The 19,368-nt window shown below is 64.8% G+C and carries 14 protein-coding genes; 8 read left to right on the forward strand and 6 right to left on the reverse strand.

Features of this window, described 5'->3' with window-relative positions; all coding sequences use genetic code 11:
• The first annotated feature begins 11 nt into the window (after positions 1–11).
• From ABZO33_RS19395 to ABZO33_RS19410, 4 genes are all read left to right on the forward strand, one after another.
• Complete coding sequence (locus tag ABZO33_RS19395) at positions 12–560, forward strand: hypothetical protein (RefSeq protein WP_414537305.1); 549 nt, start codon at positions 12–14, stop codon at positions 558–560.
• A gap of 78 nt (positions 561–638) precedes the next feature.
• Positions 639–1,916 carry a flavohemoglobin expression-modulating QEGLA motif protein gene (locus ABZO33_RS19400; protein ID WP_046854425.1) on the forward strand — a complete coding sequence of 426 codons (1,278 nt, stop codon included), beginning with the start codon at positions 639–641 and terminating at the stop codon, positions 1,914–1,916.
• Complete coding sequence (locus ABZO33_RS19405) at positions 1,888–2,811, forward strand: alpha/beta hydrolase (protein WP_414537306.1); 924 nt, start codon at positions 1,888–1,890, stop codon at positions 2,809–2,811. The genes ABZO33_RS19400 and ABZO33_RS19405 overlap by 29 nt, the downstream gene beginning before the upstream one ends.
• Entirely contained in the window at positions 2,808–3,137 is a 330-nt protein-coding gene (locus ABZO33_RS19410; RefSeq protein ID WP_023632434.1) for a hypothetical protein, read from the forward strand. The genes ABZO33_RS19405 and ABZO33_RS19410 overlap by 4 nt, the downstream gene beginning before the upstream one ends.
• 48 nt (positions 3,138–3,185) lie before the next feature.
• Here ABZO33_RS19410 and ABZO33_RS19415 read toward each other — a convergent pair whose 3' ends face one another.
• The 3 genes from ABZO33_RS19415 to ABZO33_RS19425 form a co-directional block, all read right to left on the reverse strand.
• A complete protein-coding gene (locus ABZO33_RS19415) occupies positions 3,186–3,947 on the reverse strand; it encodes a siderophore-interacting protein (protein ID WP_414537307.1) in 762 nt (253 codons plus the stop codon).
• On the reverse strand, positions 3,944–4,477 hold the full coding sequence (locus ABZO33_RS19420) for a PadR family transcriptional regulator (protein WP_414537308.1): 534 nt from the start codon (positions 4,475–4,477) through the stop codon (positions 3,944–3,946). Before ABZO33_RS19420 ends, ABZO33_RS19415 begins: the two co-directional genes overlap by 4 nt.
• A 103-nt stretch (positions 4,478–4,580) precedes the next feature.
• Entirely contained in the window at positions 4,581–7,700 is a 3,120-nt protein-coding gene (locus tag ABZO33_RS19425) for a transglycosylase domain-containing protein (protein WP_414537309.1), read from the reverse strand.
• Between the two features lie 425 nt (positions 7,701–8,125).
• Between ABZO33_RS19425 and ABZO33_RS19430 the strand changes: the two genes are divergently transcribed.
• Complete coding sequence (locus ABZO33_RS19430) at positions 8,126–9,544, forward strand: amino acid permease (protein WP_414537310.1); 1,419 nt, start codon at positions 8,126–8,128, stop codon at positions 9,542–9,544.
• 166 nt (positions 9,545–9,710) lie between these two features.
• The gene (locus tag ABZO33_RS19435) at positions 9,711–11,204 is read left to right on the forward strand and encodes a glycosyltransferase family 39 protein (protein WP_414537311.1); all 1,494 of its coding nucleotides are present in this window, start codon (positions 9,711–9,713) and stop codon (positions 11,202–11,204) included.
• Between the two features lie 56 nt (positions 11,205–11,260).
• On the opposite strand, the gene ABZO33_RS19440 is transcribed toward ABZO33_RS19435, so the two are convergent.
• Complete coding sequence (locus tag ABZO33_RS19440) at positions 11,261–12,871, reverse strand: FMN-binding glutamate synthase family protein (RefSeq protein WP_414537312.1); 1,611 nt, start codon at positions 12,869–12,871, stop codon at positions 11,261–11,263.
• Positions 12,872–13,052: 181 nt separating this feature from the next.
• Between ABZO33_RS19440 and ABZO33_RS19445 the strand changes: the two genes are divergently transcribed.
• The gene (locus ABZO33_RS19445; RefSeq protein ID WP_414537313.1) at positions 13,053–13,310 is read left to right on the forward strand and encodes a type B 50S ribosomal protein L31; all 258 of its coding nucleotides are present in this window, start codon (positions 13,053–13,055) and stop codon (positions 13,308–13,310) included.
• A gap of 192 nt (positions 13,311–13,502) precedes the next feature.
• Here the strand turns inward: ABZO33_RS19445 and ABZO33_RS19450 are convergent, their stop codons facing one another.
• Positions 13,503–17,786 carry a DEAD/DEAH box helicase gene (locus tag ABZO33_RS19450; RefSeq protein WP_414537315.1) on the reverse strand — a complete coding sequence of 1,428 codons (4,284 nt, stop codon included), beginning with the start codon at positions 17,784–17,786 and terminating at the stop codon, positions 13,503–13,505.
• A gap of 163 nt (positions 17,787–17,949) precedes the next feature.
• Here ABZO33_RS19450 and ABZO33_RS19455 point away from each other — a divergent pair, with 163 nt between their 5' ends.
• Positions 17,950–18,363 (forward strand): NUDIX hydrolase, encoded by a 414-nt coding sequence (locus ABZO33_RS19455; RefSeq protein ID WP_414537316.1) that lies wholly within the window; start codon positions 17,950–17,952, stop codon positions 18,361–18,363.
• Here ABZO33_RS19455 and metR read toward each other — a convergent pair.
• Complete coding sequence (metR, locus tag ABZO33_RS19460) at positions 18,347–19,264, reverse strand: transcriptional regulator MetR (protein WP_414537317.1); 918 nt, start codon at positions 19,262–19,264, stop codon at positions 18,347–18,349. The genes ABZO33_RS19455 and metR overlap by 17 nt on opposite strands.
• Between the last annotated feature and the right edge of the window lie 104 nt (positions 19,265–19,368).

Raw genomic sequence — 19,368 nt, forward strand, 5'->3', positions numbered from 1 at the left:
AGGAGAACCTGATGAAAGCCTGGCGTGTGGTGTTGTTGACCTTGTCATTCCTCCTGCTGGGCGGTTGTCTGGTGACCTTCGACGAGCCGCTGCCGGCCAACCAGGCGGCGCCTAAGGCCCTGCTCGGGCAGTGGAGCAGCAAGGACGCCTGGGGCCAGCCGCTGAAACTGAGCATCAGCCGCGCCGGCGGCAACACCTACAAGGCAGTGGCCCGTGCCCAGGGCAAGGCGCCCGAGGAATACGTCTTCACCGTGGCCCGGCACGGCAACCGTTGGTACCTGTCGGCGGGCGTGCCCAAGCGGCTGGGCGGCAACTTCCTGATCGGCGGCTTCGAGGTGATCGACGGCAAGCAACTGGTGGTCTACAACCTCGATGTCGAGCAGGTCCAGCAGGCAGTGGACGAGAAGGAGCTGAGCGGGCGCAGCACCCAGGTGCCTGAGGACAATGGCCCCGGCGTGCTGATCGACAGCCCGACGGAGCGTGTGCTGGCCTACCTGGACGATCCGGCCAACTCCGACCTCTTCGTCGAAGTGGCGCGCTTCCAGCGTTCCGCCAAATAGCACTGAGCATACCGGCCTCCTCGCGGGGCAAGCCTTCTCCCACGCAACCTCGCGACAGGCTTCAACAAGGAGTCCCCGGTGGACGAATACCAGCAAACCATCCGCAGCCTGTCCGATCGCATTGTCGCCACGCAGACCCCGATTCGCGTGCTTGACGCAGTGAAATGGGACGACGGCATCCGCCAGGGCTTCCTCAAGGCCAAGGGCAAGGAGCCGCCTGCGGTAGATCGCGCCTATTATCAGAACCGGCCGTTGTCGTTCGATTCCAACGCGGTGAAGGCCGAGTTCCAGAGCATCGAGCGCGACATCACCCGGCAACTGGGGCAGTTCAACCCGGTCGGGCAGATCATGCGGCGCATGTGCAAGGAGTACCGCATGGTGGTGCGCATGCTCGAGGCGCGAGGCACCGAGGATTTCGGCCTGATCTCCCAAGAGCTCTATGGCGCCGCCTCCGATGCCTTCCACGCCGGTGACCCGACCCTGGCCGACCTGGGCCTGATGCTCTCGGACTACCTGAACAACATCGACGGCCGCGGCGACCTGAAGGACGAGCCGAAGAACCTCACCGCCAAGGAAGCGGTGGAGATTCTCCAGCGCCGCCTGAACAAGGTGTTCGGCGAAGCCGAGGAAACCATCCGCGTGTTCGAGTCCGACGGTATCGTCGCCGACGCGGCGGCCGGCGCCGACTACATCAAGGTACGCGCCGACGCCATGTTCAACAGCCGCGACGTGCGGGCGCTGGAGGTACATGAGGGGCTGGTGCATGTCGGCACCACCCTCAATGGCCTGAACCAGCCGATCTGCACCTTCCTGGCCAAGGGCCCGCCCTCGTCGACGGTGACCCAGGAGGGCCTGGCGATCCTCATGGAGGTGATCGCCTTCGCCTCCTACCCCAGCCGCCTGCGCAAGCTGACCAACCGTACCCGAGCCATCCATATGGTCGAGGAGGGTGCGGACTTCCTGCAGGTTTTCGAGTTCTTCCGCGGCCAGGGCTTCGAGATGGGCCAGAGCTACAGCAACGCCAGCCGGGTGTTCCGTGGCTCGGTACCCAACGGCCTGCCATTCACCAAGGACTTGTCCTACCTCAAGGGCTTCATCATGGTTTACAACTACATTCAGTTGGCCGTGAAGAAGGGCAAGCTTGAGCAAATCCCGCTGTTGTTCTGCGGCAAGACCACCCTGGAAGACATGCGCACGCTGCGCCAGCTGGTCGAAGAGGGGCTGGTGGAGCCACCCAAGTACCTGCCGGAACAGTTCCGCGACCTCAACGCGCTGTCGGCGTGGATGTGCTTCTCCAACTTCCTCAACCACCTGAGCCTGGACCGTATTGAAGCCGACTACGCGAACATTCTCTGACGCCTGCCGTCATCTCGCCTTCGGCCTTGGCCTGCTGCTGCTGGGAGGTTGCAGCAGCCTGCTGTTCTATCCCGAACCCGGCCTGCCATTCACCCCGGCACAGGCACATTTGCAGTATCAGGACGTGAGCCTCACCGCCGCCGACGGCACGCGCCTGCACGCGTGGTGGATCCCGGTGCCGCAGGGGGTCGAAGTCAAGGGTACCGTGCTGCACCTGCATGGTAACGGCGGCAACCTGGCCTGGCATCTGGGCGGCAGCTACTGGCTGCCGAAAGAGGGCTACCAGGTGCTGATGCTCGACTATCGCGGGTATGGGTTGTCCCAGGGCAAACCGACGCTGCCCGAGGTGTATGGCGATATCGGCGCGGCCCTGGACTGGCTGCGCGCCGCTCCCCAGGTGCAAGGCAAGCCGCTGGTGCTGTTGGGCCAGAGCCTCGGTGGGGCGATGGCCATTCACTATCTGGCACAGCATCCCGAGCAGCGTCGGCGTTTCAGCGCCTTGGTGTTCGATGGTGTGCCAGCCAGCTACCGGGCCGTGGGGCGTTATGCCCTGAGTACCTCGTGGATGACCTGGCCGTTGCAAGTACCGCTGTCGTGGCTGGTGCCCGATGGCGACAGCGCGATCCGCTCGATCGAGCGCCTGGACAGCCCGCCGAAGCTGTTCTTCCACAGCATCGACGACAACCTGGTGCCGCTGGACAACGGCCTGCGCCTGTACCGGCATGCACCACCGCCGCGGGTGCTGCAACTGACCCGTGGCGATCATGTGCAGACCTTCGCCGACCCGACCTGGCGCCAGCTGATGCTGCGCTTCCTGGACGACCCCACGCACTTCAACGGCCTGCGTCGGCTGGCCGAAGTACCCAACTATCCTGACGAGAAGAACAAGCAATGAGTGAAGAACGCAACGCCATCCCGCTGATCCTGACCGGTGTCGGCAGCATCATCGTGACGGTGGGAGCCCTCTGGTACTACGGCTACCTGCATTTCGCCAAGCCTGAGGACGCCCTGTTGCTGCAGGACTTCACCATGCTCAAGACCATCCCGGGCGAGGACTACAAGCTCTCGCTGACCCCGGCGCCGCAAGTGGCGCAATGCATCGACGGCGTGCTGGTGCTGTTCGATACCCAGCAGAAAGGGCTGACCGGCGTGCTGGTGGACAACCGCAAGCGCGCGGTGCGCTGCGCCGGGCAGGAGACGCCGCAGCAGGAGCTGCAGTAACAGGTCCCCTGGCAACGGGCTTGCCCGTTGCCACAGGCCCGGCCGGCGTCATTCGTCGTCGGCAGTGCCGTCGGCCCGCCAGTACGCGGCAGCCTTGAGGGCGTCTTCCTGCACGCCCTTTTCCAGCAGCAGCGCCTTGGCCTGTCGGGTCAGTGCCTTCTCCAGCGCCACCCAGCCATACAGCCGGCCCTGGGGCAGCGCCAGGTGCTTGACCCGCTCCAGCAGGTCTTCTGCATGCCGGCGCACCCAGATCACCTCCACTTGCGCCTTGCTGGCCAGTGCCTGGCGCTCTTGCTCGTCCTCGATCTGGATCACCGCCAGTACCTGGCGCCCCGCCGGCAATTCTTCAAGGCGTCGGGCGATGGCCGGGATTGCGGTTTCGTCACCGATCAGCAGGTAGCTGTCGAAGATGTCCGGCACCACCATCGACGCGCGTGGGCCGGCAATGTCCAGGGTCTGCCCTGGCGCCGCCTGTGCGGCCCAGGTGGAGGCGGGGCCGTCGCCATGCAGGACGAAGTCGATATCCAGTTCAAGGTTCGCCAGGTCGATGCGCCGTGGCGTGTACTCGCGCATGGTCGGCCGGGCGCCGCCGTCGCGGCCGAGGTTGCGGGCGTCGATGGCCTGCTGTTCTTCTGGCGTGCAGGCGAACAGCAGCTTGATGTGGTCGTCCGTGCCGACGCTGGCGAAGCCCGCCAGCTCCGCGCCACCCAAGGTGATGCGGCGCATGCGTGGGGTGAGGTCGGTGACCCGCAACACGTCGAGACGGCGTTGGCGGATCTCGTGGTTGACACGGTGAATGGTGGAGCTCATGGGGTGTTCTCCGTAACAGGGATGGCCGGCCCGGAGGCGATGGCCTTGGCGGTGTCGTTGAGCAGGTTGCGCACCCGCTCGATCTCTTCGGCGTTCCAGCGGCCGCTGTGCATGTGCAGGGCATGGCGCAGGTTGCCGACGGCTTCGTGGATTTCCGCGGGCCGCTCGTGGCCGCGCAGGGCGCGCTTGCTTACCTCGATGCGCATGCGCACGCCGTCGAGGGCGACGGCCTGTTCCTGCAGGGCACTGCGACCGGCATCGGTGATGGCGTAGAGGCGCTTGCTGCCCTGGATGGCGCCAGTGACCAGCTCGGCTTCCTCGAGGTAGCTGAGGGTCGGGTAGATCACCCCGGGGCTGGGGCTGTAGCTGCCGTCGAAGAGGGTCTCGATCTGGCGGATCAGGTCGTAGCCGTGGCCCGGTTGTTCGGCCAGCATCGACAGCATCAGCAGTTTCAGGTCGCCCGGGGCGAATACCCGTGGGCCACGTTCGCCGCGGCCGGGGCGGCGTTCGAAGGGATCATGGTCACGCATGGAGAGGGCTCCGTCTGTTTAGATATATCGCAAGATATTACTCAAGATATATCTAAAGACAAGCCTTCAAATGCAGATGATTATCATCTGGTTTTTTGATGATTCACGACTGGCCTGCCACCTGCGGCGCCTTGCAGGCGGTTGGGTTGCCTGGTTCCAGGTACGGCATGAGGATCGGCGCCATGCCCTTGAGCACCTGCACCGGCAGTGCCGAGGTGAAGGTGAAGGCCTCGGCCGTGCGCCCCGGAACGAACGCGGTGAGGGTGCCGAAGTGGTTGTCGCCGAGGAAGAACACGAAGGTGGCAGTACGGTTCAGCGAGCGCGAGCCGATCAGCCGGCCGCCAGCGCCGAAGCTTTCGATACGGTTGTCGCCAGTACCGGTCTTGCCGCCCATCACCAGCGGCGTGCCGTCGTGCAGTTTGAAGCTGCCGGAGATGCGCCGCGCGGTACCGGCATCGACCACCTGCGACATGGCGCCCTTGAGCGCCCGGGCGACCTCGACGGGCAAGATCCGCTGACCGCGGTCCGGGTCGCTGATCAGTTGTGTCTCGTACGGGGTGTTCTGGGCGAAGTGCAAGGTGTCGATGCGCAGGGTCGGCAGGCGTACGCCATCGTTCTGGATGATCCCGACCAGTTCGGAGAGGGCGGCTGGGCGGTCGCCGGAGCTGCCGATGGCGGTGGCCAGCGACGGCACCAGGTGGTCGAACGGATAACCCACGCGCTTCCAGCGTTGGTGGATGTCGGTGAACGCCTCGATCTCGACCATGGTGCGGATGCGGCTGTCGCGGGCGCCCTGGTGGCGGCTCTTGAACAGCCAGCTGTAGACCTCCTGGCGTTCGAAGCGGCTGGCGTTGAGGGCGTCCTTGAGCGAGGCACCGGGGTTTTTCAGCAGGTAGCCGAGCAGCCACAGGTCCAAAGGGTGGACCTTGGCAATATAGCCCTGGTCGGGAAGGTCGTACTTGCCCGGGCCATAGGCCTCGTACATCTCCACCAGGCGGCCGTCGGTGAGCTTGGCCATGGCCTTCTTGTCGTCCTTGCTGTGGGCGCGGACGAAGGCGTTGAAGGTTTCCTGGCCGGCCTCGGGGAACAGGTAGCGGTGCACCGCGGCCAGGCGCTGCGGGGTCACGCGCATGCTGTCGAGAAAGGTGTCCAGGCGCTGCTGTGAGGTCTTGCGCTGGTACTTCTTCCAGAACCGCATGGTGTAGTTGGAGCCTTCGCGGTCGGCGAAACGCGCCAGGTATTCCTGGCGGCGCGGGTCGCTGTCGTCCCTGAGCAGCGGCTCGCGATTGAACGGCTGCTGGTAGGTGACGTAGCGCACGATGTCGCGCATCAGGCGGATGAACGGCAGGTTGATCGATTCGCGCAGGGCATCCTTGAGGGTCGGGTTGCGGTTGTTGTCTTCCTTGCGGAAGTTGTTGAACACGTGCATGCCGCCACCGGTGAAGAAGGCCTCGCCGGTGTTGGCCGAGTACTTGCGCTCAAGGGCTGCGTCGAGCATGGCGTCCAGGCTCTGGTTCTTGCCGTTCTGCATCAGCCATTCCAGTGACCACTGGCTGATGCGGTCGAGTTCGGCCACCGGGACTTTCTTCAGTTCCGCGGCGGGTTTGCCGGCGTACTTGTCGTGCAGCTCGGCAACGATTTCCAGGTAGGTGGTAAGCACCCGCAGCTTGGCGGTGGAGCCCAGCTCCAGCTTGCTGCCTTCGTTGATGTCGAAGGGCTGGTTGGTGCTGTCGGTCTGCACCCGTACCCGCGAGCCGTCGGCGGTGCGTTCGAACAGGGTGAAGCTGTAGCTGACCTGGTCGGTGGTCTTGCTGGTCAGCAGGCGTTCACCGATCAGGCCGAGCTGTGCGGCGAACGCCGGGTCGGCGAGGTTCTTCAGGTACTGGCTGACCTGCACTTGCAGGTCGGCCTGCAGGGTGCTGGTGGCCGACAGGTCGAGCCGGTCGAGGTCGTACAGCGGGCGGTTGAGCATCGCCGCGAGGCGGTTGCGGGCCAGGCTGATGCCCTTGTTGGTGATGATCGGCACGATGGTCGGTTGGGCCACCCAGTCGCGGTACACCGCCTTGCTGGCGAGGGCGGCGTCGGCCAGTGGGCGGTCGACGACAGCGTTGGCGGCGAGTACCCGGATGTGCGAATCGGTCAGTTCCGCCAGTTCGATGCGGCCTTTGGACAGGTAATGCGAAGGCCGGCGTTGGGCAATCATCAGCGATAGCACCTGGCGCAGGGCCAGGCCGCGCTCGGCCATGCTCTTTTCATCGGTGGCCGTGGAGGTGAGGGCCTGGTTGACCTGATCGAAGTCGGCGCCGTACCACACTCGCAAGCCTTCGGCCATGCCGTGCACCTCACCGTGGCCGGGGACCGCCGACAGCGGCACGCTGTTGAGGTAGTCGCGCACGATGCGTTCGCGGGCCTCGGTGGTGTCGGGGCCGCCCTGGTAGGCACGTACGCTGGCGGAAATCATCTGGCGGATCTTCTCGGCGCCGGAGACGGTCAGCCCGTCCGGCGAGTGGCGATACTTCTCAAGTTGGGTGGCCAGGGTGCTGCCACCGGCTGACTGGCCGGGCAGGGCCAGGTACTTGGCAATCTGACTGTAGGCCGCCTTGGCGAAGCGCGGCCAATCCACCGCCGGGTTGTTCTGCGGGTCCTTCGGGTCGAGCAGGTCGCGGTTCTCGATGAACAGCAGGCTGTTGACCATCACCGGCGGGATCGCGGCGAAGTTCGGGTACAGGTGCTGCGGGTAGTTGTACTGGTAGAGCATGTCGCCGCGACAGTCGGTGATCGACAGGCCGGCCTGGATCTTCTCCACGAAGGGCACGAACAGGCCATGCTCGACGTAGTTCATCAACGCCGGGGAGAAGCGCACCTGCTGGTTGATCAGGTAGTCGCGCTTGAGCAGCCGTGGCAGGAACTCGCCCAGGGCGCTGTAGCCCAGGCGTTTGTCGAACGGGCCGTCGCCTGGGTAGACGATGGCATCGCTCGGGCCGGGCTCCAGGGCATAGGTCAGGGTGCCGGCCAGGCGGCTGAATTCACGGGATTGCAGGCGTGAGGTCTGGAATTCGTCGTAGGCGGCCAGACCTACCGCCACCAGTGCAACCAGCAGGATAAGCAGGATCAGGCGCCACCACAGGCGGCGCTGACGTGGAGTCTTGGACAAGGGGGCTTCAGCCTGAGCTTCTTTGGGTGCTTCCGTTCTGGTTGGTTCCGATTGCCACAGTGCGCCCATAGTCTTAAGTCCGGCCAGGTGTTTTCGCGTTGCTTGTCTGAAGCTTAGACGGTGGCCGGGTTTGGTGAAAAATTTGTAAGAAGCTTCGGTGAGCCACGTATGAACATGCGCCTTTGGTGCGGCTTCCATTCTTCGGCAATGTTGCTAAGGTAGCTGCCCCATTCCTGTGCATGGGCGGAGCGAGGCCAGGATGCCCCTCCGGTGAAGGGGATTTGGCCGAGAATTCTCGCCAAATTTCCCACTGTATATAGTGAAAAGCCCTGCAAGTGGCTTCCTATACTGCTCGCCCCCTTCGAACCGCCGGTGCTGTGTGCCCGGTGGACAGGCCCGCCCACAAGGCGGCCTGGCGAGACGACGCCCCGCCTATCGGCGCGGCCGGTGCTGCACGAAGGTCAAATCCAATAACAAAATGAGGTTGTATTGCTATGCCAGTCGGCAACCACCCTGCCCAAGGCGAGTCCGCCCAGGGCGGCCCGCTCAAGCGCGAGCTGGGCGAACGGCACATCCGTCTGATGGCCCTCGGCGCCTGTATCGGCGTCGGCCTGTTCCTCGGTTCGGCCAAGGCCATCGAAATGGCCGGCCCCGCCATCATGCTGTCCTACATCATCGGTGGCCTGGCCATCCTGGTGATCATGCGCGCCCTTGGTGAAATGGCCGTGCACAACCCGGTCGCCGGGTCGTTCAGCCGCTACGCCCAAGACTACCTCGGCCCGCTGGCGGGTTTTTTGACCGGCTGGAACTACTGGTTCCTGTGGCTGGTGACCTGCGTCGCCGAGATCACCGCGGTGGCCATCTACATGGGCATCTGGTTCCCCGACGTGCCGCGCTGGATCTGGGCGCTCATGGCCCTGGGCAGCATGGGCGCGATCAATCTGATCGCGGTCAAGGCATTCGGTGAGTTCGAGTTCTGGTTCGCCCTGATCAAGATCGTCACCATCATCGCCATGGTGCTCGGTGGCATCGGCATCATCGCCTTCGGCTTCGGCAACGACGGTGTGGCCATGGGTGTCTCCAACCTGTGGAGCAACGGCGGTTTCATGCCCAATGGCGTGACCGGCGTGCTGATGTCGCTGCAGATGGTGATGTTCGCCTACCTGGGCGTGGAGATGATCGGCCTGACTGCCGGCGAAGCGCGCAACCCGCAGAAGACCATCCCCCAGGCCATCGGCTCGGTGTTCTGGCGCATCCTGCTGTTCTACGTGGGCGCGCTGTTCGTGATCCTGTCGATCTACCCGTGGAACGAGATCGGCAGCCAGGGCAGCCCGTTCGTGATGACCTTCGAGCGCTTAGGCATCAAGACCGCCGCCGGCATCATCAACTTCGTGGTCATCACCGCCGCCCTGTCGTCGTGCAACGGCGGTATCTTCAGCACCGGGCGCATGCTCTACAGCCTGGCGCAGAATGGCCAGGCCCCGGCCACCTTCGCCCGCACCTCGAAGAACGGCGTGCCGCGCAACGCCCTGCTGCTGTCGATCGGCGCGCTGCTGCTGGGCGTGCTGGCCAACTACCTGGTGCCGGAGAAAGTGTTCGTCTGGGTGACCTCGATCGCCACCTTCGGCGCGATCTGGACCTGGGTGATGATCCTGCTGGCGCAGCTGAAGTTCCGCGCCGGGCTCACCACTGCCGAGCGCAACGCGCTGAAGTACCGCATGTGGCTGTGGCCGCTGAGCTCGTACCTGGCGCTGGCGTTCCTGGTGCTGGTGGTCGGCCTGATGGCGTACTTCCCGGATACCCGCGTGGCGCTGTACATCGGCCCGGCGTTCCTGGTGCTGTTGACGGCGCTGTACTACACCTTCCGCCTGGCGCCTAAAGAGGCGCAGGGCGCGGTGAGTACCGCCTCCTGATGAACGAAGCCCCGGCCAGTGCCGGGGCTTTGTTTTTGTGGGGTATCGCTGCGCAGGCCGCTTGGCAACTGGCATTTCTGTCAGCAGAAAATTCTTCCTGTTCTGGTTAAGGTCCTGCTTGGTTGATCCAGCCCGTGCGGGGCCTGGGAGTGGGCAAGAACAAATCATGACTATTTCACTACACTGGCACGGCGCCGCAAAGACCTGTGTGGTCCTGGCGATTTTGCTGATAGGTACGGTGGTACGACTGCATCAGCTTACGGTGCCGGTCATCTGGCTGGATGAAGCGTTCAGTGTGTTACTCAGCCGCTTGGCGCCTGAGCAGATTCTGTTTCACACCGCCCGGGATGTTCACCCACCTTTTTATTATCTGATGCTGCATTACTGGATGCAGTGGTTCGGTAGTGAACCCCTGGCGGTTCGCAGCCTCAGCGTTTGCGCGGGCGTCGCTACGGTCGGTATCGGCATGTTATTAACCCGGCAATTGGCGTCTTGGCGGGCCACGGTAATAGCAGGGTTGCTGTTGGCGCTGTTTCCGATAGGGGTGCGTTATAGCCAGGAAGTGCGGATGTACGCGTTACTGGGGCTGTTGCTGCTAACGGCCCTGTACATGCTCTGGCAATGGGTAAGCAGACAGAAAAATATCTACCTGCTGGCTTACTGCCTGTTAATGGTCGCCGCCATGTATACCCATTATTTTTCAGCGTTGTGTGCGTTGGCCAACTGGCTTTATCTGTCGTTGGGCAAAGACGTTCAGGGACGGACGCTGGTGTTGTCCCGCGCATGGTGGGTGGGGCATTTGCTGATGGTCATTGCTTATCTGCCCTGGCTGCCGGTGTTGTATCAGCAACTGGGCCATCGCGAGCTGGTAGGTTGGATTGTCAATTACCCCACCTCGGTCATGAGCATACCGCAATCGTTCTGGAGAGCTTTCACGCTTAGCGTCGTCACTCGATATTCCGATGTTTTCAGCGTCGTGCTGGCGCTTTTCATTGTCTTGGCCTCGCTCCGGATCCTACGTTGTGTCATGAAACCTGGTCAGCCGAGTATCCTGCTGCTCAGTTACTGCTTTGTCCCCATACTTGTGCTTTGGCTGGCTTCGTATGGCATGCCGTTATATATCAATCGTTATCTATATTTTTCGTTCTTGGGACTACCGCTGGTCCTGGCGATCGCCATGGACACTCTGCGGAAGCGGACGTTGCTCCTATCGGTCGCTGCCTGTCTGTCTCTCGAACTGCTCAGCTTGGCAGTTTTTTACGATTATCAGGCCAAGCCGGGCGGTGACCTGGGCACCGTTATGGCGCACGTGAATGAACAATGGCGTCCGGGGGATGCACTGCTGGGTGATCGCAGGAGGTCGTACTTGTCGATCGAGTACTACAATGCCACCGGCCGTCCGGCGTTTTTCTACACGAAGATTCAACCCGATACGAGCGGTCAGGCAGCAAAGACCTACGGTACATTGACGTTGTTCTACCAGCGCTCGAATGAACTCTACATCGCCAATCCACAGGTGCTTGCCAAGCGCTTCAAGCGGCTTTGGCGGGTGACCGAGCCATCATCCGCATACACGCCCGACATGCCGACCGATGGCTGGGTAAAAGTTGATGAGTTCACCAAGGGCTCGTTCAAGGCAGAGCTTTATACGGTGCCTTGACCAGCCCAAGGTGGTGCGGTGTTGCGCAAAGACCATCGAAAATCGAGTGGCCGGCTTCAGGCCGCTTGTGGCTCGAAGCTGTCCGCCCGGGCCAGCTGCCACATCCGCGAATAGAACTGCCCATTAACCTCGCCGGTGAGCAACTCGCCTGGCTTGAGGAACACGTGCATCTGCGAGAACAGCTTGATCTCGGTAGCCGAGATACGCCGCACCAGGTGCTTGGCCTCCAGTTGCGCTGGGTGCTCCAGCCCTGCGGCGGCAAGCATCTCGGCCAGGGCGCGCAGGGTGTTGTGATGGAAGTTCAGCACTCGCTGGGCTTTGTCCGGCACCACCAGCGCGCGCTGGCGCAGCGCGTCCTGGGTGGCCACGCCGGTCGGGCACTTGTTGGTGTGGCAGCTCTGCGACTGGATGCAGCCGATGGCGAACATGAAACCGCGTGCCGAGTTGGCCCAGTCGGCGCCGATGGCCAGCACGCTGGCGATGTCGAAAGCGCTGACGATCTTGCCGCTGGCGCCGAGCTTGATCTTGTCGCGCAGGTTCAGGCCCACCAGGGTGTTATGCACGAACAGCAGGCCTTCGCGCAGCGGCACGCCGATATGGTCGGTGAACTCCACCGGGGCGGCGCCGGTACCGCCTTCCTTGCCATCGACGACGATGAAGTCGGGCAGGATGCCGGTTTCCAGCATCGCTTTGGCAATGCCCATGAACTCCCAAGGGTGGCCGAGGCAGAACTTGAAGCCCACCGGCTTGCCGCCGGACAGCTCACGCAGTTGGGCGATGAACTGCATCATTTCGATCGGCGTGGAGAAGGCGCTGTGACGCGACGGCGAAATGCAGTCCTCGCCCATCAGGATGCCGCGGGTCTCGGCGATCTCCCTGGTCACCTTGTGCTTGGGCAGGATGCCGCCGTGGCCGGGCTTGGCGCCCTGGCTCATCTTGATCTCGATCATCCGCACCTGCGGGCTCTGCGCCTGGGCGGCGAAGCGCTCGGGGTCGAAGCGGCCATCCGCGGTGCGGCAGCCGAAGTAGCCACTGCCCAGCTCCCACACCAGGTCGCCGCCGTGCTCGCGATGGTAAGGGCTGATGCTGCCTTCGCCGGTATCGTGGTGGAAGTTGCCCAGCTTGGCGCCCTGGTTCAGGGCGCGGATGGCGTTGGCACTGAGCGAGCCGAAGCTCATGGCCGAGATGTTGAAGATCGACGCGCAGTAGGGCTGCGTGCATTGCGGGCCGCCAACCACGACGCGAAAGGCGGCCGGGTCGGCCAGCGGCGCGGGGCGCATGGAATGGCCAATGAATTCGAAGCCCGACTCGTACACATCGATCAAGGTCCCGAAGGGTTTGTCCGAGGCCTCGTTCTTGGCCCGGGCATAGACCAGCGAGCGCTGGGCGCGGGAGAAGGGCAGCGCATCGCTGTCGGACTCCAGCAGGTACTGGCGGATCTCCGGGCGGATGCCCTCGACCAGATAGCGGATATTGCCGAGGATCGGATAGTTGCGGCGTACCGCGTGGCGTTGCTGCAGCAGGTCGAACACGCCGATCAGGCTCAGGACGCCGGTGGTCAGGGCGAACGGCCACAGCCAATCGTGGGCGAGGAACGGCAGGCTGGCGAGGGTGAACAGCACGCAGGCGGCGAAGAAGGCGTAACGGCTGAGAAGTGACAGGCTCATACGGGGTCCTTGCGGATGGCTCGGTCAGGCTCAGGGGCCTGGGCAAAGACCGACCATAGCCCGGTTGGGCGGCGTTTTGCCAGCGTACCGGGCCGCAGAAAAATGAAAACTCGGGTATCGAAAATCATTCGCATCGTGATATGTTATAAAGTATCAATATTGCCTCCCAGGAGATTGCGTCATGAAAGCTGGCATCCATCCCGACTATCGCCCGGTGCTGTTCCACGATACGGCTGCCGATGTGTACTTCCTGATCGGTTCCACGGTGGCTACCGAACGCACCCAGATGTACAGCGATGGCCACACCTACCCCTACGTCGCGCTGGATGTGTCCAGCGCCTCGCATCCGGTGTACACCGGGCAGCAGCGCAAGACCACGGTGGAAGGGCGGGTGGCCGGATTCAACAAGCGCTTCGCCGGGTTCCAGGCCAAGGGCTGAACCTGCGGCAGCGGCGGTACTCTGCGGTTCTCTAGTGTGGTGTTTTGCAAATACGACCAATAACTCGCGAGCGATTTTTGCGCTCAGGCAAGGCGTCGCGACGAGTCGTAGCCCAGCTACGGCGAGGAGCGACAACGCCGCATGAGCGCAAAAAGCGCCGCGAGTTATGGTCGTTATTTGTGAAACACCACACTAGCTTGCGGTATCGCGCAACAGAAGCTGGCGCCAGTGATCCTGTTCGCTGGCCGATGCCTCGACCGCAAACAGGTACTTCCCTGCCACGCGACTGGCGACCGGCACCCCGTCGCGGTACAGCAACCGATTGCCTGCCACCGCCGGCACTTTCGTTCCCGGCAGCAGTGTGCCGACCATGTTCAGGGGATCGCAGCCGCTGACCACCACCAGTTCCCCGACCAGCGTGCGGTTGCGCACCTGGCGCAGCAACCCTACCGCTTCGGGCAGGGCGAACTGCTCGCCCGCCAGCCCGGCGATGAAGCGCCCCCCGCGGATCTCGCCGCGCGCCTCAAGACGCTGATAGCAGCGCAGCAGTGCGCGCCACGGGGGTAGCACATCGCTCTCGCGCTCCAGCAAGCGCCAGCACACCACGCCATAACGACGCAGCAGGCTGCGGGCCACGTGTTCCAGGCGCTGGTCGCTGTCGACCGTGGCGGACGAGCGGCGCAGCAGGGCCCAGCGCCCGGCATGGACCATGCTGCTCGACAGCACTGGGTGCCCGCGCCGGCTGGTGCGCGGCCTACGCCTGGCCGCTGGGCTGATGAGGCTGCGCAGGCCGCTGAAGCCGTCGGCGCTGGCCAGGCCCGAGCCCACCAGTTCCTGCAGCGCCGCTTCCAGTTCGCTGGGCAGCAGGTGGGCTTCATGGGCCAGTTCGTCGAAGAACAGCGCGCCTTGCTCCTGCAAGGTCTGCAGGACCCGCTGTGCACGGGCGCCCAGCTGTTCGAGGTCGGGCGCGGGGGTGAGGCTGCGCCACAGCCCCAGGTGCTCGCGCGGCAGCAGCACCAGGGGCGTGCTGGCCAGGGTGCTGGTCGATAGCGTCGCCGCCAGCCGACTCCAGGCCCACTGGCCGCTGCGGCAGGCATCATCAAGCCAGTGGGGGCTGTAGTCCTTGATCCGTGCCGGCAGCAGGTCGCTTTCCCAGGCCCCGGCGGCGGCGGGAAAACCTTGCAGCTGGGCGAGCACCTCGGGCACCGCCTGCGGCCCACGCAGGCGGGTTTCGCCGCTCACGTGCTGCCAGTCGAACAGGAAGCGCAGGTAGTCCTGCAGGCTGACCGGGTCGATCTCTTGGCGCAGGCGTTTGACCGTGTAGCGATGAATGCGCGCCAGCAGGTGCCGTTCGCACCATTGCAGGCGCGTCTGGCCGGGGCTGAAATGGCCCCGCATCACGTGGCCCTGGCTTTCCAGGCGGGCCAGGGCCTGTTCGCAGTCGCCGGGCTTCAGCGCCAGAGGGGTTGCGATCTGCTCCCGCGTCATCGGACCAAAGCCATCGAGGCGGCAGCGCAGCAGTTCCGTGAGGGCGGTATCGCTGTCGACGGGGGCGTCGAAGCCCGGCAATACCGGCATGTCCGGTTCCAGGCGGGCATCCGGATACAGCGTCAACAGCGCCTGCTGGCGCTCGCGGGCCAGCCACAGACGGTGTTCGCCCGTATCCAGGCGACAGGCCCGGCCCGCCTTGGCCAATTGCTGCAACAGGTCGCGCCAGGCACTGTTGGCTTCCAGCTCGTGGTCGGTCACGGCCCCCAGGCTCATCAGTGCTTCATGCATTTCGTCGGCGTTGCGAGCCTGGGGCCAGGCTTCGGCCTGCACCGCGGCAATGGCGTCGGCGTCCAGCGCGCCCAGGTCGTCGGCGCTGTGCACATCGCTCCAGCGTCGGTTGAGCACGGCCTGGGTGCGCCGCTCTTCCAGCGGCGCGTCGTCGAGGAAGGTGTAGGGGCGGGCATTGAGAATCGCCGAGGCCAGCGGCGAGGGAGCCGGCAGGTCGCGGCTGAGCAGGTCTACTTCACCGCGCTCCATACGCCGCAGCAGCGCCAGCCAGCCTTCGCTGTCCATGGCCTCGTGCAGGCAGTCATCGAGGGTCTGCTCGACCAATGGATGATCGGGGATCTGCCGCTCGCCGACGATGTTCTCCAGGCAGGCGAGCTGGTCGGGGAACACCGAGGCCACCAGATCCTCGCTTTTCATGCGCTGGATCTGCGGCGCCACCTTGCGACCGCCCACGTAACGCGGCAGGGCCATGGCCACCGCGGCATTCCAGCGCCAGCGCACGCCGAACAGCGGAGCGTCGAGCAAAGCCTGGACCAGGATCGCTTCGGCACTTCGGCTGTTCAGGTAGCGCCACACTTCGTCCAGCTCGAAACTGTGGCTGGTGGACAGTGACAGCACGATGGCGTCCTCGCTGGCCGCCGCCTGCAGTTCGAAGTTGAAAGTGCGGCAGAAGCGCTTGCGCAGGGCCAGGCCCCAGGCGCGGTTGATACGGCTGCCAAAGGGCGAGTGGATGATCAGCTGGGTGCCGCCGGACTCGTCGAAAAAGCGCTCCATCACCAGCGTCTGCTGCGAGGGCAGGGCGCCGAGTACCTGCCAGGTACGGCCGAGGTAGTCCAGCAGTTGGCTGGCGCAGGCTTCGTCCAGTTCATAAGTCGCCTGGAGCCAGGCCTGCACCTGTTGAGTATCGCCCGCTCGCATTTGCTGGTCGATACGCTGCTGCAGCCGGGCCACCGCTGCAGACAGCTCGTCACTGCGCCCAGGCGCCTCGCCGAGCCAGAACGGAATGGTCGGTGGCAAGCCATGGGCGTCCTCGACCCGCACCCGCCCAGCCTCGACACGCAGGATGCGGTACGACGCGTTGCCCAGCTGGAAGATATCGCCGGCAATGCTCTCGACGGCGAAGTCTTCGTTGACGCTGCCGATATTCAGCGCCTGGGGTTCGAGCAGCACGGCGTAGTCGGCCGTTTCGGGAATGGTGCCGCCGCTGGTCAACGCGGTCAGCTGGCTGCCGCGACGCCCGCGCAGGGTGCCGTTCACCGCATCGCGGTGCAGGTAGGCGCCACGCATGCCCTGGGGGCCGTTGTAGCCCTCGGCGAGCATGCGCAGCAAGGCCTGGTAATGGCTCTCGTCCAGTTCGGCATAAGGCGTGGCCTGGCGCAGCAGGTCGAACAGGGCGCGCTCGGCCCACGGCTGGTTGCTGACCTCGGCGACGATCTGCTGGGCCAGCACGTCGAGCGGTGCGTGAGGGATGTGCAAGGCATCCAGCTCGCCCTGGCGCACGCAGTCGAGCAACGCCACGCATTCGATCAGGTCGTCCCGCGAGGTGGGGAACAGGCGGCCCTTGGGGATGCCCTCGACCTGGTGGCCGGAGCGTCCGACCCGCTGCAGGAACGCGGCAATCGAACCGGGAGAAGCGATCTGGCAGACCAGGTCGACATCGCCGATATCGATGCCCAGCTCCAGCGACGCGGTGGCCACCAGCACCTGCAGTTCGCCGGCCTTGAGCCGCTGCTCGGCGACCAGGCGATGCTCCTTGGCCAGGCTGCCGTGATGGGCGGCGACCGCGTGGTTGCCCAGGCGCTCGCCCAGGTGACGCGTCAGACGCTCGGCCAGACGTCGGGTGTTGACGAACACCAGCGTGGTGCGGTGCTCGCGGGCGAGCGCAGCGAGGCGGTCGTAGACCAGGCTCCAGACATCAGTGGCCATCACCGCGCCCAGTGGCACAGGCGGTACTTCCAGCGCCAGGTCGCGTTGGCGGACATGGCCGATATCAACGATGGCGCAGGGCCGTCCGTGGCCAACCAGAAACTGCGCCACGCGCTCCACCGGCCGCTGGGTCGCGGACAGGCCGATACGTCTCAAGGGGCGGCCAGCGAGGGCCTGCAGGCGTTCCAGGGTCAGTGCCAGGTGGCAGCCACGCTTGTTGCCGGCCAGGGCGTGGATCTCGTCGACGATCACCGTGTGCACACTGGCCAGCCCCTGGCGACCGGAGGCCGAGCCCATCAGTACATACAGTGATTCCGGCGTGGTCACCAGGATGTGCGGCGCCAGCTTGCGCATGGCGGCGCGCTCCTTCTGGGGCGTGTCGCCGGTGCGCACGGCGGTGGTGATGTGCGGGGCCTCGAGACCGAGCTGTGCGAGCTGCTGGTCAATGCCCGCGAGCGGGACGTCGAGGTTGAGGCGAATGTCATTGGACAGCGCCTTGAGCGGCGACACATAGACCACCTGGGTTTGCGCGGGCAGCTCGCCGCCCTGTTGCAATCCTTGGTGGAACAATTCGTCGAGCACCGCGAGGAAGGCGCTGAGGGTCTTGCCCGAGCCGGTCGGCGCCGCCAGCAGCATCGACTGGCCGGCATGGATCAGCGGCCAGGCGCCGGCCTGGGCTTCGGTGACCGTGGCAAAGCGTTGGCGGAACCAGGTGGCGACGGCGGGGTGGAACAGGTCGAGCACCGGGTGGAGCTGGGCGGGCAGGTTCATGGGTTGGTTATGGCGGGTAAGCAGGGGAATGGCAAGGGGCCGTTCGTCTGCCTGTTCTGGCCCTGTTGCGTTGCTGTGGGAGCGGCGGTTCGCCGCTGCGACTTGTCCCGCGACAGGACCCTGTCAGGTATCCTGCGCAACCTCAGTAAACCGAGTGTCCATCATGCCCAAGACCATCCGCATCGCTGCCGCCCTGCTTATCGACTCCCAGAGGCGGACCCTGCTGGTACGCAAGCGCGATACCCTGGCCTTCATGCAGCCGGGTGGCAAGATCGATCCGGGCGAGTCGCCGGCGCAGGCGCTGGTGCGTGAGCTGCACGAGGAACTGGGGCTGCGCGTCGATCCCGCCGCGGCCATCTACCTGGGCCGTTTCAGTGCCCCGGCTGCCAACGAGCCGGGCTTCGAGGTCCAGGCCGAACTGTTCCGTGTCGAGTGCCACGAGGCCGTGGTCCCGGCGGCGGAAATCGAAGAGGTGATCTGGCTGGCCGTCGACCAGGCAAACACGCTGAACCTGGCGCCGCTGACCCGCGACCTGATCCTGCCGCTGTGGCGCGCAGGCCTCAACGCACCGCGCTGACCCCGTCGAGGGTGGCGAACGAGGTGTCCTTGGCGGTCAGCAGGAAGTCACGCATGTACGGCGCATCGAGCATGTCGGTGCGCACTGCCGCATACAGGGTGGCGAACAACCCTTTGTCGCCCAGTCGCTTGCCCTTCACATAACCCCGCGAGCTGTACTCGTGCAGCGCCCAGTGCGGCATGCCGCACACGCCGCGGCCGCTGGCCACCAGTTGCATCATCATCACCGTCAGTTCCGAGGTGCGCACCGCGGCCGGCTCGATGTCGGCCGGCTCCAGGAAGCGGGTGAAGATGTCCAGGCGGTCGCGTTCCACCGGGTAGGTGATCAGGGTCTGGTCAAGCAGGTCCTCGGGCACGATGTACGGCTTGCTGGCCAGCGCGTGCTGGTTGGCCACGGCGAGCATGGCTTCGTAGGTGAACAGTGGCACGTAGGTGATGCCGGCCAGGTCCACTGGGTCGGAGGTCACCACCAGGTCGAGGTCGCCACGGGCCAGGGCCGGCAGCGGGGCGAAGGCGAAGCCCGAGGCCAGGTCCAGCTCCACTTCCGGCCAGGCGTCGCGGAACTGGTCGATGGTCGGCATCAGCCACTGGAAGCAGCTGTGGCATTCGATGGCCATGTGCAGGCGCCCGGCGGTGCCACCGGCCAGGCGCGCGATGTCGCGTTCGGCGCCGCGCAGCAGCGGCAGGGTGGCGTCGGCCAGTTGCAGCAGGCGCAGGCCGGCGCTGGTGAAGCGGATTGGCTTGGTCTTGCGCGCGAACAGCGGCAGGCCCAGGCGCTCTTCCAGCTCCTTGAACTGGTGCGACAACGCTGACTGCGTGAGGTGCAGGCGTTCGGCGGCCTCCACGAGGCTGTCGGCTTCGCGCAGGGCATGAAGGGTTTTCAGGTGGCGAATTTCCAGCACGAAAGGCTCCGTGAGCAATAACGGGGTTGGCGTGAATTACTGTTGAGTTTCCCTCATGTTGAGGGGCCTGTCGACGCTGAGATGCGCAGACGGCGCAAGGGCAC

Source organism: Pseudomonas sp. CAM1A (genome assembly GCF_047501685.1).
GTDB lineage: Bacteria > Pseudomonadota > Gammaproteobacteria > Pseudomonadales > Pseudomonadaceae > Aquipseudomonas.

Excerpts from the sequence above, each read along its gene's own strand:
- ABZO33_RS19395 (WP_414537305.1), top strand. The coding sequence starts at position 12 with ATGAAAGCCTGGCGTGTGGTGTTGTTGACCTTGTCATTCCTCCTGCTG.
- ABZO33_RS19410 (WP_023632434.1), top strand. The coding sequence starts at position 2,808 with ATGAGTGAAGAACGCAACGCCATCCCGCTGATCCTGACCGGTGTCGGC.
- ABZO33_RS19415 (WP_414537307.1), bottom strand. The coding sequence starts at position 3,947 with ATGAGCTCCACCATTCACCGTGTCAACCACGAGATCCGCCAACGCCGT.
- ABZO33_RS19420 (WP_414537308.1), bottom strand. The coding sequence starts at position 4,477 with ATGCGTGACCATGATCCCTTCGAACGCCGCCCCGGCCGCGGCGAACGT.
- ABZO33_RS19425 (WP_414537309.1), bottom strand. The coding sequence starts at position 7,700 with ATGGGCGCACTGTGGCAATCGGAACCAACCAGAACGGAAGCACCCAAA.
- ABZO33_RS19430 (WP_414537310.1), top strand. The coding sequence starts at position 8,126 with ATGCCAGTCGGCAACCACCCTGCCCAAGGCGAGTCCGCCCAGGGCGGC.
- ABZO33_RS19435 (WP_414537311.1), top strand. The coding sequence starts at position 9,711 with ATGACTATTTCACTACACTGGCACGGCGCCGCAAAGACCTGTGTGGTC.
- ABZO33_RS19440 (WP_414537312.1), bottom strand. The coding sequence starts at position 12,871 with ATGAGCCTGTCACTTCTCAGCCGTTACGCCTTCTTCGCCGCCTGCGTG.
- ABZO33_RS19445 (WP_414537313.1), top strand. The coding sequence starts at position 13,053 with ATGAAAGCTGGCATCCATCCCGACTATCGCCCGGTGCTGTTCCACGAT.
- ABZO33_RS19450 (WP_414537315.1), bottom strand. The coding sequence starts at position 17,786 with ATGAACCTGCCCGCCCAGCTCCACCCGGTGCTCGACCTGTTCCACCCC.
- ABZO33_RS19455 (WP_414537316.1), top strand. The coding sequence starts at position 17,950 with ATGCCCAAGACCATCCGCATCGCTGCCGCCCTGCTTATCGACTCCCAG.